The 16,245-nt window shown below is 46.9% G+C and carries 20 protein-coding genes and 1 riboswitch; of the genes, 6 read left to right on the top strand and 14 right to left on the bottom strand.

Annotated elements, in window-relative coordinates; genetic code table 11:
• Window positions 1–454: 454 nt before the first annotated feature.
• The 10 genes from ACI39P_RS06790 to ACI39P_RS06745 all read right to left on the bottom strand — a co-directional run bounded on the left by ACI39P_RS06790 (window position 455) and on the right by ACI39P_RS06745 (window position 10,626).
• A complete protein-coding gene (locus ACI39P_RS06790) occupies window positions 455–1,522 on the bottom strand; it encodes a branched-chain amino acid aminotransferase (protein ID WP_439719914.1) in 1,068 nt (355 codons plus the stop codon).
• A 46-nt stretch (window positions 1,523–1,568) separates the two neighbouring features.
• Window positions 1,569–2,519 (bottom strand): L-lactate dehydrogenase, encoded by a 951-nt coding sequence (locus tag ACI39P_RS06785; protein WP_439719913.1) that lies wholly within the window; start codon window positions 2,517–2,519, stop codon window positions 1,569–1,571.
• A gap of 273 nt (window positions 2,520–2,792) precedes the next feature.
• Entirely contained in the window at window positions 2,793–2,945 is a 153-nt protein-coding gene (locus tag ACI39P_RS06780) for a hypothetical protein (protein WP_439719912.1), read from the bottom strand.
• A gap of 240 nt (window positions 2,946–3,185) precedes the next feature.
• On the bottom strand, window positions 3,186–3,500 hold the full coding sequence (gene trxA, locus ACI39P_RS06775) for a thioredoxin (protein ID WP_439719911.1): 315 nt from the start codon (window positions 3,498–3,500) through the stop codon (window positions 3,186–3,188).
• 371 nt (window positions 3,501–3,871) lie between these two features.
• Window positions 3,872–4,675 (bottom strand): glutamate racemase, encoded by an 804-nt coding sequence (murI, locus tag ACI39P_RS06770; protein ID WP_439719910.1) that lies wholly within the window; start codon window positions 4,673–4,675, stop codon window positions 3,872–3,874.
• Between the two features lie 11 nt (window positions 4,676–4,686).
• A complete protein-coding gene (locus tag ACI39P_RS06765) occupies window positions 4,687–5,766 on the bottom strand; it encodes a D-alanine--D-alanine ligase (protein WP_439719909.1) in 1,080 nt (359 codons plus the stop codon).
• A 236-nt stretch (window positions 5,767–6,002) separates the two neighbouring features.
• Window positions 6,003–6,557, bottom strand: coding sequence for an ECF transporter S component (locus ACI39P_RS06760; RefSeq protein ID WP_439719908.1), 555 nt, complete (start codon window positions 6,555–6,557; stop codon window positions 6,003–6,005).
• Between the two features lie 127 nt (window positions 6,558–6,684).
• Window positions 6,685–6,801, bottom strand: a riboswitch (FMN riboswitch).
• Window positions 6,802–6,939: 138 nt separating this feature from the next.
• On the bottom strand, window positions 6,940–7,152 hold the full coding sequence (locus tag ACI39P_RS06755; RefSeq protein ID WP_439719907.1) for a hypothetical protein: 213 nt from the start codon (window positions 7,150–7,152) through the stop codon (window positions 6,940–6,942).
• Window positions 7,153–7,296: 144 nt separating this feature from the next.
• Window positions 7,297–9,435, bottom strand: coding sequence for a helix-hairpin-helix domain-containing protein (locus ACI39P_RS06750; RefSeq protein ID WP_439719906.1), 2,139 nt, complete (start codon window positions 9,433–9,435; stop codon window positions 7,297–7,299).
• Between the two features lie 147 nt (window positions 9,436–9,582).
• Window positions 9,583–10,626, bottom strand: coding sequence for an MBL fold metallo-hydrolase (locus ACI39P_RS06745; protein ID WP_439719905.1), 1,044 nt, complete (start codon window positions 10,624–10,626; stop codon window positions 9,583–9,585).
• 93 nt (window positions 10,627–10,719) lie between these two features.
• Between ACI39P_RS06745 and ACI39P_RS06740 the strand changes: the two genes are divergently transcribed.
• The 6 genes from ACI39P_RS06740 to rpsR all read left to right on the top strand — a co-directional run bounded on the left by ACI39P_RS06740 (window position 10,720) and on the right by rpsR (window position 13,360).
• Window positions 10,720–11,202 (top strand): GNAT family N-acetyltransferase, encoded by a 483-nt coding sequence (locus ACI39P_RS06740; protein WP_439719904.1) that lies wholly within the window; start codon window positions 10,720–10,722, stop codon window positions 11,200–11,202.
• A gap of 172 nt (window positions 11,203–11,374) precedes the next feature.
• The gene (locus ACI39P_RS06735) at window positions 11,375–11,569 is read left to right on the top strand and encodes a helix-turn-helix domain-containing protein (protein WP_439719903.1); all 195 of its coding nucleotides are present in this window, start codon (window positions 11,375–11,377) and stop codon (window positions 11,567–11,569) included.
• 52 nt (window positions 11,570–11,621) lie between these two features.
• Window positions 11,622–12,074, top strand: coding sequence for a DUF6773 family protein (locus ACI39P_RS06730; RefSeq protein WP_439719902.1), 453 nt, complete (start codon window positions 11,622–11,624; stop codon window positions 12,072–12,074).
• 150 nt (window positions 12,075–12,224) lie between these two features.
• Complete coding sequence (gene rpsF, locus ACI39P_RS06725) at window positions 12,225–12,512, top strand: 30S ribosomal protein S6 (RefSeq protein ID WP_439719901.1); 288 nt, start codon at window positions 12,225–12,227, stop codon at window positions 12,510–12,512.
• 17 nt (window positions 12,513–12,529) lie between these two features.
• Entirely contained in the window at window positions 12,530–12,967 is a 438-nt protein-coding gene (locus ACI39P_RS06720) for a single-stranded DNA-binding protein (RefSeq protein WP_439715963.1), read from the top strand.
• Between the two features lie 165 nt (window positions 12,968–13,132).
• Window positions 13,133–13,360, top strand: a complete 228-nt coding sequence (gene rpsR / locus ACI39P_RS06715) for a 30S ribosomal protein S18 (protein ID WP_439719900.1) — start codon at window positions 13,133–13,135, stop codon at window positions 13,358–13,360.
• A 65-nt stretch (window positions 13,361–13,425) separates the two neighbouring features.
• Here rpsR and ACI39P_RS06710 read toward each other — a convergent pair whose 3' ends face one another.
• From ACI39P_RS06710 to ACI39P_RS06695, 4 genes are all read right to left on the bottom strand, one after another.
• Window positions 13,426–13,680 carry a hypothetical protein gene (locus tag ACI39P_RS06710; RefSeq protein WP_439719899.1) on the bottom strand — a complete coding sequence of 85 codons (255 nt, stop codon included), beginning with the start codon at window positions 13,678–13,680 and terminating at the stop codon, window positions 13,426–13,428.
• A gap of 403 nt (window positions 13,681–14,083) precedes the next feature.
• On the bottom strand, window positions 14,084–14,467 hold the full coding sequence (locus ACI39P_RS06705; protein WP_439719898.1) for a hypothetical protein: 384 nt from the start codon (window positions 14,465–14,467) through the stop codon (window positions 14,084–14,086).
• Between the two features lie 169 nt (window positions 14,468–14,636).
• On the bottom strand, window positions 14,637–15,623 hold the full coding sequence (locus ACI39P_RS06700; RefSeq protein ID WP_439719897.1) for a diaminopimelate dehydrogenase: 987 nt from the start codon (window positions 15,621–15,623) through the stop codon (window positions 14,637–14,639).
• Between the two features lie 114 nt (window positions 15,624–15,737).
• The gene (locus ACI39P_RS06695; RefSeq protein ID WP_439719896.1) at window positions 15,738–16,244 is read right to left on the bottom strand and encodes a GNAT family N-acetyltransferase; all 507 of its coding nucleotides are present in this window, start codon (window positions 16,242–16,244) and stop codon (window positions 15,738–15,740) included.
• Between the last annotated feature and the right edge of the window lies 1 nt (window position 16,245).

Here is a 16,245-nt window from a genome sequence, read left to right as displayed (position 1 = left end):
ATCATAGAAGGCCTTGTTATTTATGTTTTTACAGAGTTTTTTTCACAGGCTCAATGATTCAGGAATACCAGGAAATTGATAATAATAATAAATACAAAATCCTTATTCCACAGTTTTACTTCGTTTTGCAAAATACTTACCTCCTTGTAAAAGTTTCTGCGGAGAACACCGTTTTTTCTTTCGTTCGGTGCATTTCTCCGTAAAAAGTCAAAAAAGAGCTGAGAAAGAACAAACTCCTTGTCTCTTTTTCTGCTTTTCCTTTTTTCAAAACAAAAAAGTTGCTTACATGCCAACCACAATTGGATTTACGCATGTAAGCAACTCATTGCATCTATTTTTATAACATATTTTTTTGAAGATTGTAAAGTAAAATTTTTTCTTTTTTTGAAAAATACACCTCTGTTTTTACAGAGGCGCATTTTCATAGAGGTATATTTTGACAGACTAAAAAGTCTTAGTCAACCTTTACTGTCCAGCCGAAAGTATCTTCTTTCAGCCCCCACTGTACGCCTGTCAGTTCATCATAGACTTTCTGTGTGATCTCACCGATTTGATTGTGATTTACAACAACCTTTTCTTCCCCGCGAACAAAACCGCCGATGGGTGTAACAACCGCTGCGGTACCACACATGAAGGCTTCCTGTACAGTGCCATCTTTGCAGCCTTCCATCAGTTCATCTACTGTTATCTTGCGTTCCACTGTTTCCATTCCCCAGCTCTTTGCCAGTTCCAGGATGGATTTTCTTGTAACGCCGGGCAGGATAGAGCCATTCAGTTCAGGCGTTACCAGCTTGCCGTTCCAAACGAACATCAGGTTCATGCCGCCGCCTTCTTCAACATATTTTCTTTCTACGCCGTCTACCCATACAACCTGAGAATAGCCCTTCGCTGCTGCTTTTTCGCCGGCTCTTGTTGCTGCCGCATAGTTGCCGCCGCATTTTGCATAGCCTGTGCCGCCGCGAACCGCACGAACGTCGTCCATTTCGATCAGCATATCAACGGGAGCCAGACCGCTCTTATAATAGCTGCCTACTACACAGGCAATTACCATATATGTAGCATGGGAAATGCCATGCAGCGCCAAGTCTGCATCAGTACCAAACATAAAAGGACGCAGATACAGAGAAGTGCCATAGGGCTCAGGTACCCAGTCTTTTTCTACTTCTACAAACTGTCTCAGATATTCTACCGCTTCTGCTACATCCATCTGAGGCAGGCACAGTCTTTCCGCGGAATTGTTCATACGTTTGAAGTTTTCTTCGGGGCGGAACATCTGTACTGTGCCATCGGGTTTGCGGTATGCTTTCAGACCTTCGAATACTTCTGCGCCATAGTGGAACACCAGGGCACCAGGGTTCAGAGAGATGTTGTCAAAAGGAACAATGCGGGCATCATGCCAGCCATTTTCTGTATCCCATTCCATCATAAACATGTGGTCTGTGAAGGCTACGCCAAAGGGCACTGTAGCAGGATCGGGTTTTTTCTTAGGGTTTGTTGTTTTTGTTACTTTTACTTCCATCATAGCTGTTCTCTCCTTTGTTCTTTTTATTCTTTTCTTTCGTATTGTTTTATTTCTTTTCTTCTACAAAGCTGATATTGCCGCGGATGACATCGCAGGCTTTTTTGAATTCCGCTTTTTCCGCTTCATTCAAAGGAAGTTCTACCACTTCCTCCACGCCATTTTTGCCGATGACACAGGGTACGCCGACGAATACGTCTGTTTCGCCATATTCCCCACAAAGCTCCGCGCTGGCAGGCATAATCTGCTTTTCATCATGCAGCACGATCTGCACCATACGGGCTGCCGTGGTGGCAATGCCGTATTCTGTACAGAATTTACCGGAAAATGTGACCCAGCCGCCGCCGATGGATTCCTTTTGCAGCGCCTCTCTGTCAAAGCGAAAGCGTGCATCCGTTTTTGCCCATTCCTCCAGAGATTTGCCCCGGAAGGAAACGCTGCTCCATGCCGCGAACTGCTGATTGCCATGTTCCCCCAGCATATAAGCTGTAATCGATTTATGGTCGATGCCCGTCTGCCTTGCCAATGCAGATAACAAACGGGAGGTATCCAATCCTGTACCAGTGCCGAAAACCCGGCCCCAGGGCAGGCCCAAGCCCTTGGCCAGCTGCTGTGTCACAACATCGCAGGGGTTGGTGATATTGATGACTACCCCATCAAAGCCAGAAGCCTTTATTTTGCCCACATAGCTGTTGACCGCAGGAACGGTAAATTTCATCTCGTCTGTTCTGTCCTGATTTGCCCGCAGGATCTCGATCCTGCCAATGCTGTTGACGATGACATCACAATCGCCCAGATCCTCATAGGAGCCAATATGAACAGTCACTCTGTGGGGCAGATATGCCACACTGTCCCGCAGGTCCTGACATTCACTGTTTACTTTCTTTTCATTGGTATCTACCAACACCAGTTCATCGGCAATGCCCTGCACCGCCAGGCTGTATGCCACATGGGCGCCCACATGCCCCAGGCCGATGATACCAACCTTCCTTGTCTTCATTTGCATTTCCTCCAATCTGTTTGGACGATTTTCTGCAAGGTTTATTTCTCTTCGTAAATTTCTTAAAATGTTTTTTCTTTTGTACTCTCTTTTTTTGTTTTATCTTTTGTTTTTCTTCGTTTTTTGTTATTTTTCTTTTGTACTTTTTAAAATTTTATCTTTTGTAATTTACTGTGTTTTTCTTTTGTACGTATATGCAATGCTCTTTTGCATCAAAGCTGATAACAAAAAAGACCCAAGGCCAAATGCCATGGGTCTGTGAACACAAACATATCATGCAGGTTCTCTGTAAAGAGGCTTTTTATTCTGCACATGACAATTGGCGCTATTCTTCTTTTCACCCAAAATACGAATGACCAGAATAATAACGCTGATTAGCAGGACTTCAAAACCGTCTGCAGTTGTGTTGAATGCTGAACACATCATAATGCATAACCTCTTTTCAAAAACTGTTAAAAAAAAGATATCACTTTATTTTTCGCCCGTCAACGTAAAAAACAGCAAGGATTCTCTTTATTTTGCATGTTTTTTTATACATTTTTCATCATGTTCCAACAAAAATACCAAAAAGACAAATGTCCACGGCGCTCTTTCGCACACAAATAAACAACCCAAGAAAACCAAAAAATCCCCTGATACGGTAATATCAAGGGATTTTTCATTGTCTTACAAAAGTTTTTCCAGTTTTTCCTTCAAATATGCCGCAGGAACCGCCCCTACAACTGCATCGGCAGGCTCGCCATTTTTGAAAAAGATCATATTGGGAACGCTCATGATCTGATATTTCTGCGCCAGATCCATGGATTCATCAATATCTACTTTTACGATCTTCGCCTTGCCTTCATATTCTGCAGACATCTGCTCCAGCACAGGGCCCATCATCTGGCAGGGGCCGCACCATGTAGCAGAAAAATCTACTAAAACAGGAACTTTACTTTCTAAAACTTCCGTACGGAATTCATTGGATTTTACTTGTTTCATCTTCGTTTCCTCCTTCTCTTTTCTCTTCTATCTTAACCCTTTGAAGATTTCTTATGTTTGCATTCAGTATAGCACAAAAAGGAAATAAATTCAATAATTTTTCTTAAATAATAATCATTATTATTATAGAACTGCAAAACTTTTCGATTTACTGAATATTTTTTCCCAAAGGGGCAATACTGTTGACTGAGGATGTTACTCCCCCTTAGAATGGTGATAAACCACTCACCACTCTAATTAACATTCTTTCTACTTCTTCCCCTTAATAGGGTGCCAGACGGCACCCTTCGGAAAAATCAGGATTTTGACACGTTCAGAATCCTTTCTATAAACAAGAAAAGGATAAGCTGCCGGCTTATCCTTTTTGTTTTTCAATATTTCTCAATATCAATGATCTCCGGCTGATAGCCATGCTTCAGCGCCTTCTGGCAAACGAATTTGAAGGTATCCGTGCTGTCGCTGAGATAAAACTGCTTTTCGCCCATGTCTTCCTTTTCATTCAGCATATCTCTTTCTTCCAGAAAATGCTTTACCCGCTTTGCTGTGGCTTTTGCGGGATCCACCAGCTTGATGTCCTCCCCCACCGTGGTGCCGATACAGCGTTTCAGCAGGGGATAATGGGTGCAGCCCAGCACCAGGGAATCGATCCCCGTCGCCACCAGATCTGTCAGATAATTTTTCGCCGCCTGACGGGAAACCTCGTTATCTGTCCAGCCTTCTTCCGCCAAAGGCACAAAAAGAGGGCAGGCTTTCGTGAATACCTGCATTTCACTGTCCTCGGCGCAGATCATTCTTTCATAAGCACCGGAACGCACCGTACCCGGTGTCCCAATAACGCCGATTTTTTTATTTTTTGTAGAGCGCAGAGCCTCCTCCACCCCCGGCACAACAACGCCAAAGATCGGTACATCAAAGGTGGCCCGCAGCTCATCCAAGCTGTTGGAGCTGGCTGTATTGCAGGCAACGATGATGGCTTTTACATCCTTACTCAGCAAAAAGCGCACATTTTGCTTGGAATATTTGGTTACGGCCTCTTTGGATTTTGTACCATAAGGCACCCGGGCCGTATCCCCGAAATAGATGATATTTTCATGGGGCATGACCTTCATGATCTGCTTTACCACAGTCAGGCCGCCCACCCCGGAATCAAATACACCGATAGGTCTTATATCCATATTACTTCTCCTTACCCTCTGATGCCCGAATCTCTGGTCAATGCCAGCTCAATAAAACGATCCATCAGTTCTGTTTCTGTCATACCTGCGTGCACCCAAAGCATAGGATACATACTGATGGGCGTAAAGCCCGGCATGGTATTCAGCTCATTAAAAAGCACTTTTCCTGTTTTTTTATCGATAAAGAAATCTACACGGGCCAGCCCGCTGCCGTCTACGGCACGGAAAATTTTCTTGGCGATGCGGCGCATTTCTTCCACCTTTTCTTCTTCCACTTCCGCAGGGATCACCGTACGGGAATCGCTGTTGTTATACTTTGCGTCATAATCATAGAATTCCGCCGCCGCCAAAACTTCCCCCACGCCACTGACGATGGGTTCTTCGTTGCCCAAAACAGCACATTCAAATTCTCTGGCATCGATGGCTTCTTCAATGATGATCTTTCTGTCATAGCCTGCTGCGTAATCCAAAGCTCTGGAAAGCTGTTCTCTGTTTTTCGCCTTGGAAATCCCCACAGAAGAGCCGGCATTGGAGGGCTTCACAAAGCAGGGATAGCCCAATTTCCGCTCCACCTGATCCAGGATCTTATCTCTTTTCTGCGCCAAATCTGTTTTATGAACCCAAAGATACTTCGCCTGGGGAATGCGGGCAGATTTAGCGATCATCTTGGTATAGACCTTATCCATGGAAACCGCAGAAGCCAACACCCCGCAGCCAACATAGGGAATCTGTGCCATTTCCAAAAGCCCCTGAATCGTACCATCTTCCCCCCATGCGCCATGGAGCACAGGAATGACCACATCCACAGGGATCTCCTTCACGGAGCCATTTACAATCTTCAGGAAGCATTTTTTCGTTGCATCCGGGGAAAGGCACACAGGCGTGCCGTATTTTTCCCATTCGCCTGTTTTCACATGCTCCACAGGGCCGTTATAAATGAGCCACTGTCCTTTTTTCGTAATCCCTACCGGAAGGACCTGATATTTTTCTTTATCCAGTGCATGCAACATCAGCACTGCAGAGGTTCTGGAAACTTCGTGTTCAGAGGACTGTCCTCCGAAAATCACTGCGACTGTTTTCTTGCTGTTCATAGGCATCCTTCCTCTCAAACGGAATGACCGATTTTCACCAATTCTTTTCTATTATATGCACTTCGCTCCCCAATGACAATAAAAACTTGCAGGAAAGAAGAAAAATTCAATATCTTAAACGGACGGTCAGCCCGTCTCCCCGCTCACAAGGGGCTTTTTCCCCAGAAGGCACCCATTGAAAAAGGCTCCTGACGGAGCCTTATCTATCAATGAGAATACTTGCAAATCTCCCGAAATCAATGGCCTTTGATCAGATGGGAGATGGATTTATACAAGAAGAAAGTGATGGTGCAGTTGATCCCTGCTTTCAGCGCGTTGAAAGGAATGATGGCGGGAATCATCATCGCCAGAACCGTTTCCAGGGGTGCCCCCATGAACAGAGGTGTAAAGATCATATTCATCACAACCATAGCTGCCGTCTGCACGATGGCACCGCAGATCAGCGCAATTACCGCTGTTTTTCTTGTTTTATGGCGTTTATAGATATTGCCTGCCACCAAAACACAGGAGCCTGTGGCCAAAATATGCATGATAATACCGATGATGCCGCTCTGGGCGCTGACAGTCATGCCCTGGATAAAGGAAACGACCACAGCCAGCAGAAAGCCCGCCGCAGGGCCATAGGCAAAGGCACAAATGAGGATGGGGATATCCGCAGGGTCATATTCCAGAAAGGCCGCCGCGGGAATCAGGGGAAAATGCACCGCCGCCACCAGCACGATGGAGATGGCCCCCAGCATCGCCATAGATACCAACTGTCTTGTTGAGATTCTTTTATTTCCGTTTTCCATTGTCAGATTACCTCCATTTTTTGTTTCGGCTTTTCGCTCTAAATGCAAAAGAAAAAAGCCTGAACATCTTCAGGCTAAACGAGCAAAAGAAAGGACGATATTTTTCACATAAGCAAAAAAATACCAAACTTTTCTTCTTCCATCCAGACTATACTGTCGGTTTTGGAATCGCACCAAATCCTACGCTTTCGCGCTCGCGGACTTTACCGCCGATCGGGAATTTCACCCTGCCCTGAAGAAACTTCGTACAGCTATACGCCATGCGGATAAAAAGCATTGATGCATTTTTACAGCATGCATGACATCTATTTTTACAGTTCAATTATATCATTTGTTAATATCTTGTCAAGTATATTCCACAGAGTTTCACTGGGAAATTCTTTTATTTCAGGCGTTTGAAGCGGTTGGGGTCGTTTCTTCTGTCCTGTTCTCCTTTTTTTGCTGCATACCGCATAAAAAAGCCTGCAATACCGATACCGCAGATGGTGCCGATGGCAATGGGGATCAAGGTCAAAGCTGCGCCCGGCTCAATGGTTCCTTCCGCTGTCTGGGCCGCTGCATCCAGCAGGAAAGCTGTTGTCTGAAAATCAAGCATCTTCATTCCTCCTCATTGGGTTCTTGTCTCATTATGGCATAAAAAGGGTGTTTTTGCAATCATTACAACAGTTTTCCTATCTTTTTTTGAAAACGAAAAAGCCCCTTATCTGGCGACAAGAGGCTCTCTATTGACAGCAAGGTTTTAAATATCTTTCATGGTCAGGGAAATACGTTTTTTCTGTAAATCCACAGAAAGCACCTTCACCTGCACCACATCCCCCAGCTTCACCGCTTCCAGGGGATGCTTGATGAAGCGATCACAAATTTGGGAAATATGCACCAGACCATCCTGATGGACACCGATATCCACAAACACACCAAAATCAATAACATTCCGCACTGTACCCGTCAGCACCATGCCCTCCTTCAAATCTTCCATGGAAAGGACATCGCTGCGCAGGACGGGGGCAGGGGCTTCGTCCCGGGGGTCACGGCCGGGCTTTTCCAGTTCCCGGATGATATCCTCCAAAGTGGGCACGCCAATGCCCAGCTGTGCCGCTGTTTTTTCGGGAGATTTGATCTTTTTCGCCAAGCCGCTGACTTTTTTCGCTGCCACATCCTCCAAGGTATAGCCGCAAAGCCGCAGCAGCCCTTCCGCCGCCGGATAGCTTTCGGGGTGAACACCGGTTCTGTCCAGTGCCATGGTGCTTTCCGGCAGGCGCAGGAAGCCGGCACACTGCTCATAAGCCTTGGGCCCCAGCTTCGGCACCTTCAAGAGTTCCTTTCTGGTGGAAAATTTGCCATGTTCTTCCCGATATTTCAGAATATTTTTCGCCACAGTGCCATTGATGCCTGCCACATAGGACAGCAGGGCTGGGCTGGCCGTATTCAAATCTACGCCAACGCTGTTGACGCAATCCTCCACCACGCCGCCCAGGGCTTCCCCCAGGCGCTTCTGGTTCATATCATGCTGATACTGCCCCACGCCGATGGATTTGGGGTCGATTTTTACTAGTTCCGCCAAAGGGTCTTGGATACGGCGGCCGATGGAAACGGCACTCCGCAGGGAAACGTCATATTCCGGGAATTCCTCCGCTCCCAGCTTGGATGCGGAATAGACAGACGCCCCCGCTTCGTTGGCGATGATATATTGCACCTTCCGTTTGGTCTTTTTCAGCATTTCCGCCACGAAAAGCTCCGATTCTCGGGAAGCGGTGCCGTTGCCGATGGAAATCAGGTCAACGCCGTATTTTTCAATCAACCCCAACAACTTTTTCTCCGCTTCGGCGGTCTTATTCTGGGGTGGTGTGGGATAGACCACCGCCGTTTCCAAGGGCTTGCCTGTGGCATCGATGACAGCGATTTTGCAGCCGGTACGATAGGCAGGGTCCAAAGCCAGCACCACCTTACCGCTGATGGGCGGCTGCAGCAACAGCTGCTTCAGGTTTTCCCGAAAGACACCAATGGCGGATTCTTCAGCTTTTTCCGTCAAATCATTGCGGATTTCCCGTTCCAGGGAGGGCGCAATGAGCCGCTTGTAGCTGTCGGCAATGACCTCCCGCAAAAGCTCTGTAGTATCGCTGTTTTTGCGGATGATGCTGCGTTCCATGCGCTGCAGCAGCTTTTCTTCCTCCCCTTCTATCTTCACAGAAAGGAATCCCTCCTTTTCCCCACGGTTCACCGCCAAAATACGATGTCCTGCCGCCTTTTTCAGCGGTTCGCTGTAATCATAGTACATTTCATAGACGGAAGGCTCATCCTTGGCCTTTTTCGACAGCAAAACGCCATCTTTCATGGTATCTTCCCGCAAAATCTTCCGCAGATCGGCATCATCAGAAATCTGCTCCGCCAAAATATCCTTTGCCCCTTGGATGGCATCCTCCGCAGAATCCACGCCTTTTTCGCCATCGATGAATGCAGCGGCGTAATCCTCCAAGGTGCCGATGAGTTTCTGTCCCCAAATCATATCTGCCAGGGGCTGCAGGCCTTTTTCCTTGGCAATGGAGGCACGGGTGCGACGTTTGGGGCGGAAGGGACGGTAAAGGTCGTCGATTTCCGTCTGGGTTTCGGCGGCGTCCAGCTTTTTAGCCAGTTCTTCGGTCAGGTTGCCCTGCTCGGCGATGGTGGCTTTCACCTGCTCCCGCTTTTCCTCCAGATTACGCAAAGCAGTCAGCCGTTCGGAAAGCTGGCGGATGATCTGGTCATCCAGAGAGCCTGTCATTTCCTTGCGGTAACGGGCGATGAAGGGGACAGTATTCCCCTCATCCAGCAGTTTGACCGTATTTTCCACCTGACTAATTTTTATCTCAAATTCTTCCTGCAATTTCTTCAATATATCCATTTTATACTCCCTTTCTCGGGGCTTTGCCCCGAACCCCAACAGGGGAATGATTCCCCCCCATTTGCAACAACATGTACATGTTGTTGCGGTATCGGGTTCCAAGGGAGTGACTCCCTTGGCGGGGCGGTGGGGCAGAGCCCCACGGTCTTATCTGTAATTCTTCCAAAGCTCGTCTAATTTATTTTTGCATTCCTCGGCGGAAAGGGTCAGGCGGTAGACTCTGCACTCTCCTTCGTCCTTTCGCATTGCCATCCCCCGCAGCAGCAGATAATCCAAATGGGCCATAGTCTCCCCCACGGCAAACCACCGCTGGGACAAGGGGAACTCTGCCCAAGTCTTACCCCGCATGGACCATTTCAGATGGGCGGCAACCTCCGTTGCATGGCTGTCGGGATGTTCCGCCAGTGCATCCACCGTTTCCTTCAGCCGCACCAGATGATGCTCGATGATCTGGCTGATACGAACATACACATCCATATCATTTTTCCGATGGGCAGGGAAAGCCGTTTCCATCTCAAACCCGCGGATTTTCACCAGACTATCCAGATAATCCCCCAAGGAATCGGCGGCATCCTTCCAATGGGTGATATTGGGGGTGATATCAAAAAGGATATGGTCTGCCGTGAACATCAGCTTCTTTTCCGGGCAATAGAGGCACATCTGCCCGGGGGTATGGCCGGGAACAAAAACACAAACAAATTCCCATTTTCCCACCTTGATGATATCTCCGTCCGCCACATGCTCTGCTTCAAAATATCGGGTAGGCTCCAACCCACGGGCAGGGTTGGAAAGCCGCAGTTCCGCCAACTGTTCTCTGGTGAAGCCCTCCTGGTAGAAAAGCTCATCCGTTTCCTGCCAGCGTTCCCCCTTCATGTGTTCCCATAAAATAGCATGGTCTTTCTCACTGATGAAAATGTTCCCCGGCTTCTTTTCCATAATGGTAGGGGCCAGTCCTGTATGGTCGGAATGGAGATGGGTCAGGAAAAGATTGGTCTTGTTCCAATCGGCATTCAGTTCCGCCAGCCCCGCCAACAAAGCCTCTTTGCACTCGGGGCGGTTGAAGCCCGTATCGATGATAAGGGTTTCTCCCCCATCCTGAATGATATAGCAATTCAGGTTTCGCAAAGGGTTATCGGGCAGGGGTATCTCTATCTGAAAAATACTTGGTTCCTCATAAATTTTTTTGAGCATCCTATTTTCTCCCTTTCTGTTTCGTGGTATGCTTCATTGTAACATAAGAAGATGCACTGCGCCATACGAGAAAAACATCAGGAGGGAAACCCTATGCTTACCATCAGACCTGTAACCGAAACAGACTACACCGCTATCCTCCGCTGGAATGCCGGCAAGGACGAAGCCTATCTTTTCCAATGGGCAGGCTTCACCGCCTATCAGCATCCCCTGACAGCGGAACAGATCGCCAATCAGGCCAAAAAGGATGACGTTACCATCTTTATGATACTGAAAAACAACACTCCCATCGGCACAGCGGAGCTTTGCGATATTGATACCACTGCCAAAACAGGCCGTATCTGCCGTGTGCTTTTCGCCGAGGAAGCCAGAGGAAAAGGCTATGGCGAAAAAGCCCTGCAAGCCCTTTGCCGCATTGCTTTTACAGAAATGGGGCTGGTGTCCCTTTCCCTGCGGGTATACTGCTTTAACATCGGTGCCATCCGTTGCTATGAAAAAGTGGGCTTCCGTGTGGCAGCATATTTTGAAGAAAAAGACCCCCGCTGGAACAATTATTCCATGGAATATAAACGATGACTCTCAGGCATATCGGAAGGTATGCTTTTTCTTTCGCAAAATATTTTAATTAAAATGCAATATATATTTGACATTTGGAATGATATATAGTATAAATAAAATACAGGGAGAAATATCCGGAATTCTCTCTGAACGGATATCCGAAATAAAAACACTTTGGGGAAGTGATGACTTGAAGAATTTGAAATTAAAAGCTGCCCGTGCGGCGAAAGACCTCTCCCAGGAGCAGCTGGCCCAATTGGTGGGCGTCACCCGCCAAACTATCGGCATGATTGAAGCGGGAAAATATAATCCCACCCTAAACCTGTGTATCGCCATCTGCAAGGCACTGGATAAAACGCTGGATGAATTATTCTGGGAGGAATAAGTGCCGTACGCTGGGAAAAAGCCCATTCCAAAAATGAAAAGGAGGAATTTTTATGAAGCAAATTCAGGACGAAAGGACCCTGCAGGCCAAAAACCAGATCTATTCCGAGCTGATGCGGATCCTGCTGTATCTCGTTATCATCTCTTTTTATGTAAAAAGTCTGTATTTCCACATGGATTTAAAGCAGTGCCTGACAGAATATATCATTATGATCTTCGCCCCTCTTTATCAGATGGTGCGCACTCGACAGATGGGCGTGGTGCTGGGAACAGGGCGAGACAGCCGCAGGCGTGCCCTTCCCCTCCTGCTGGCGGTGCTGCTCATCGGCACACTCATCTATCTGGGCAACGCCCAAGCCTCCGCCGAAGCCAGAGGTAGTTCCGCTCTGCTGACCATGGCAATATATCTTGCTTTATTCCTGGTTCTGCAACATATTTTTTCCCGCATGGAAGAAAAAAGAGCAAAAAAACTGGAGGATTCCTTCGATGAGGAGGAAAACTCCTGAAAAAAATCAGGAAAATCCCAAAAAAAGCCTTGCATCCGCAGGGCTTTTGTGGTATTTTAGTTTAGTGTCGGTCATTCTGCCGGCAGATGAAAATATCCTTGTTCTTCCCAAGGAGGAAGAGCCATATGTCCAAAAGGAGGTGTAACCCACATGAACAAATACGAATTGGCGCTGGTTTTAAGTCCCGCACTGGACGAAGAAGGCAGAGCAGCAGAAGTAGCTAAAGTACAGGCTACACTGGAAAGATTCGGTGCAAAAATCGAAAAGGTTGATGATTGGGGCAAAAGAAAGCTTGCTTACGAAATCGCAAAAGTAAACGAAGGTTTCTACAGCTTCACAACATTCGAAGCACCCGCTACTGCACCCGCAGAAATCGAAGCTCGTATGCGTATTATGGAAAACGTTCTGCGTTACCTGATCATCCGTAAGGATGTTTAATCAAGGGGGTAACTCTTATGAACAAAGTGATTTTGATGGGACGACTGACAAGGGACCCCGAGGTAAGATATTCCCAGGGCAATGAACCCCTGGCCGTTGCCAGATACACTTTGGCGGTAAACCGCCGTTTCAAACGCCAAGGCGAGCAGGACGCCGACTTCATCGGATGTGTTGCATTCGGTAAAGCAGGCGAATTTGCGGAAAAATACTTCAAAAAAGGTCAGATGGTCAGCATTGTCGGCCGGCTTCAGGTTAGAAGCTGGGATGATAATGAGGGCAAAAAACGCTGGAGCACAGATGTCGTTGTCGAAGAACAGTACTTTGCGGAAAGCAAGGCTTCCTTCGAAAGCCACAGAGATGCGGCACCCGCTGCACCCGCTCCCAAACAGACAGCCCCTTCCGATGGCTTCTATCCCATTGATGAAAGCATCGAAGATGATGATCTCCCCTTCTAAGCTGAAAGTTGGTTGCTTCGCAACCATCGACGACATTCGTAAGGCTACGCCTTACTCATATCGTCAGATTGTCAAATGTCTAGCCAGATGTGCAAGCAAGCTTGCCTACTGTCTATCCGCTTGACAACACTTTCATAGTAAATTCTAAAAGGAGGACTTAGAATCATGATTAAAAAACGTGGTCGCAGAAAAAAACGCGTTTGCCAGTGCTGTGCAGATAAAGTAACAACAATTGATTACAAAGATATCAGCAAGCTGAGAAGATATGTTTCCGAAAGAGGCAAAATCCTTCCCAGAAGAATCACAGGCAACTGTGCAAAACACCAGAGAGCGCTGACAACAGCAATCAAGAGAGCAAGACACGTATCCCTGATGCCCTATACACAGGACTAATTCGAGATACTTGAAAGGACGGAATTTATTCCGTCCTTTTTTTGCTTTATATTTTGATAAACCACTTATCCTATGGTATCATCAAATGCTTGCAGTTGATAATCATACATCGTTCTATAATCGCAGCAAAGACTGTCTTCTTCATCGGTAATGCGAATCCAGCAGTTGATATAATCCAATTCCCGTTCCAAATCTTTACAGAAAGAAACATTATTGTTATAAAAATGGTATCTTTCCAAAACCGTCTCCAAAGATGCTCTCATACATTCCATAAAATCAACCGGAGACTCGGTATACCAGTTTGTAAGATATACTTTCATATTTTCTCTCGTCATATCAAATATATTTGATTCCTCGATAAATTTCTGAAATTTTTCGTTGTCAATCGGCATCTCAAAATGGTTATTCAATATGATGTCCTCCTCAATCCCAGCTATCCATTATAACAGCTGTATTCCTTCATTATTTCGTTTTATGTACCGCTCATAGATAAAAGACGGCACTTCCGTTAGCCCTCCGGAAGTTCCTTCAGCATTCGAATGGTTCGATAAATTTCACCACACACAGGACACTGCCAGTTACAATCATTTTTTTTCGCCTTCTTATGAAGATACTTCAGCTCCGCACCTCCACATTTAGGACATATTGTTGGCTGTGAAGTCCAAAGTCTTTTCAGCAGCCTTACTTCTTCTTCCCTGCTATTCGTATACATACAATCCCCCCTTATTCTATCCGTACCTCTACTCCCTCCACGTGCAGGAATACCTCCATATCCTCCTCCGTGGGGTTCTGTACGGAAGCGCCAATGCGGAACCAGCCGCCCTTTTCCGCTTCTATTTTTACAGGAACTCCCGGTGTCAGGTATATTCCTTCCTCATAGGTATTCTCCTCCTGCACCTCCACCGGCTTTAAATAGACCGCTGTATCCCCCAATCCTTCTCCTGCGGAAACGGTGAAGCTGCTTTTCGTAGGGGAAATTTGCTCATCCGCATAGACCACCATACTTTCACTGCCTGCGGGAACGGTGATTCCAATGTCAAATTCATTCCTGCCGCTACAGCCCGTCAGCCCCAATATGAAACAAAGTAAAAAGCCCAGTCTTTTCATACTCTCATTCCTCCTTTTTTCCACTATACCATAACAAAAAGAAAAAGGACGCCTTTTCAGACATCCTTAAAAAAATCTTATGAAATTCCCGCAGAAACGTTAGTTTCTGCAAATCGGGTCAAGGGGCTGAGCCCCTTGTGGGGGTATTGGGGGCGACGCCCCCAAGGTCTTACAGCAGATGCTTTCTCAGTTCTTCTCCGGACAGAGGAGACAGGTATGCAGGCGCCACATCAAATACGGTTTTCGCCCCGGTCATGCCTTCCTTCGCCATTTTATAAGCCGCTCTTGCGTAAGCCACGATCACGCTGGAGGTAAATTCAGGGTTAGAGCCCAGTGTCAGCTTATATTCAATCATCTGCTTCGTATCCACTCCTGTTTTGCCTGTTCTGATGACAAAACCGCCATGGGGAATGCCCTTATGATCCCGATCCAGTTCTTCCTGAGAAATGAAATGCACCGTTGTATCATAATCAGCGAAGTAGTTGGGCATGGTTTTGATCTCGTTTTCGATTCTTGCCAGATCTGCCCCTTCTTCCGCCACCACATAACATTCTCTGGTGTGTTTTTCTCTGGTTGTCAGTTCAGGATTTTCCCCGGCTCTGACTCTTTCCAGGGCAGTTTCCACAGGAACGGTATACTGTTTGGCATCTTTCACGCCTTCGATCCTTCTGATGGCATCGGAATGACCCTGGCTGACACCTCTGCCCCAGAAAGTATAATCCTTGCCTTCGGGCAGGATGCAGTTGCCCAGCAATCTCTGCATGCTGAACATACCGGGATCCCAGCCAACGGAAATGAATGCCACATGTCCGCCTTCCTTTGCACTTGCGTCTACATTGGCGAAATGTTCGGGAATTTTTGCGTGGGTGTCAAAGCTGTCTACGATATTGAAGTATTTTGCATATTCGGGGCTCTGCACGGGCAGGTCTGTAGCACTGCCGCCGCAAAGAATCATCACATCAATGTCGTCCTTCTTGCTCACTGCGTCCTTTACGTTGTAAACAGGCACTTCGGGGCTCTGGGTTTTCAGGCTTTCAGGGGCTCTTCTTGTGAAGAATGCCGCCAGCTCCATATCGGGGTTCTGCCGCACTGCCAGTTCTACGCCCTTACCCAGATTGCCGTATCCTAAAATACCGATTCTGATTTTATCTGCCATTTTTATCATTCCTTTTCTTTAGAATAAACTTTGGTTCGTAAATTTGAGTATAGCATAAGAAAGGAAAGATGAAAATATTTTCTCCGCAAAAATATAAATCCATTTCCCGCTGGATCAAATCAACTTTTCAAAGGCGATTTTTTCACTATTGTCAAACCAAATCACGCCGCAATAGGAAAAGCCGTTCTTTTTCAGCACATGCTGCATGATTTGGTTGGCCTCGTCCGTATCCACACGGAAATTGGAAATCCCTTTGGCCTTGGCCTGCTCCGCCACCAAACGAAAGGCCACATCCGCCAGCCCTTTGCCCCGACTTTCCTTGGAAAATGCCATCCGATGCACTACCACATAAGGGGCATCGGCGCCGCTGAGCCATTGTCCTTTCAGTTCCTGATAGGCCGGTTCTCCTTCGTAATCGACACAGGCATAGCCGAAAATCCTGTCATCCTCTAGGATAAAGTAGCCTCTCTGCTTTTCGATATCTCCCAAAATGGCTTCCATGTTGGGATAGCCTGTCTGCCACTGGTCGATGCCCTGCTCCTTGAGGTATGCCTTCGCCTGATTGATGATATCCATAGCGAGGGTTTCCTCGCCTGCCTGCACATTTCTCAACTGATACATT

The organism is Anaerotignum sp. (assembly GCF_051877975.1).
In the GTDB taxonomy this organism is placed as follows: Bacteria; Bacillota; Clostridia; order Lachnospirales; family Anaerotignaceae; genus Anaerotignum_A.
The sequence above is the reverse complement of the archived record's forward strand: the minus strand, read 5'-3'. Positions and strand labels throughout refer to the sequence as shown.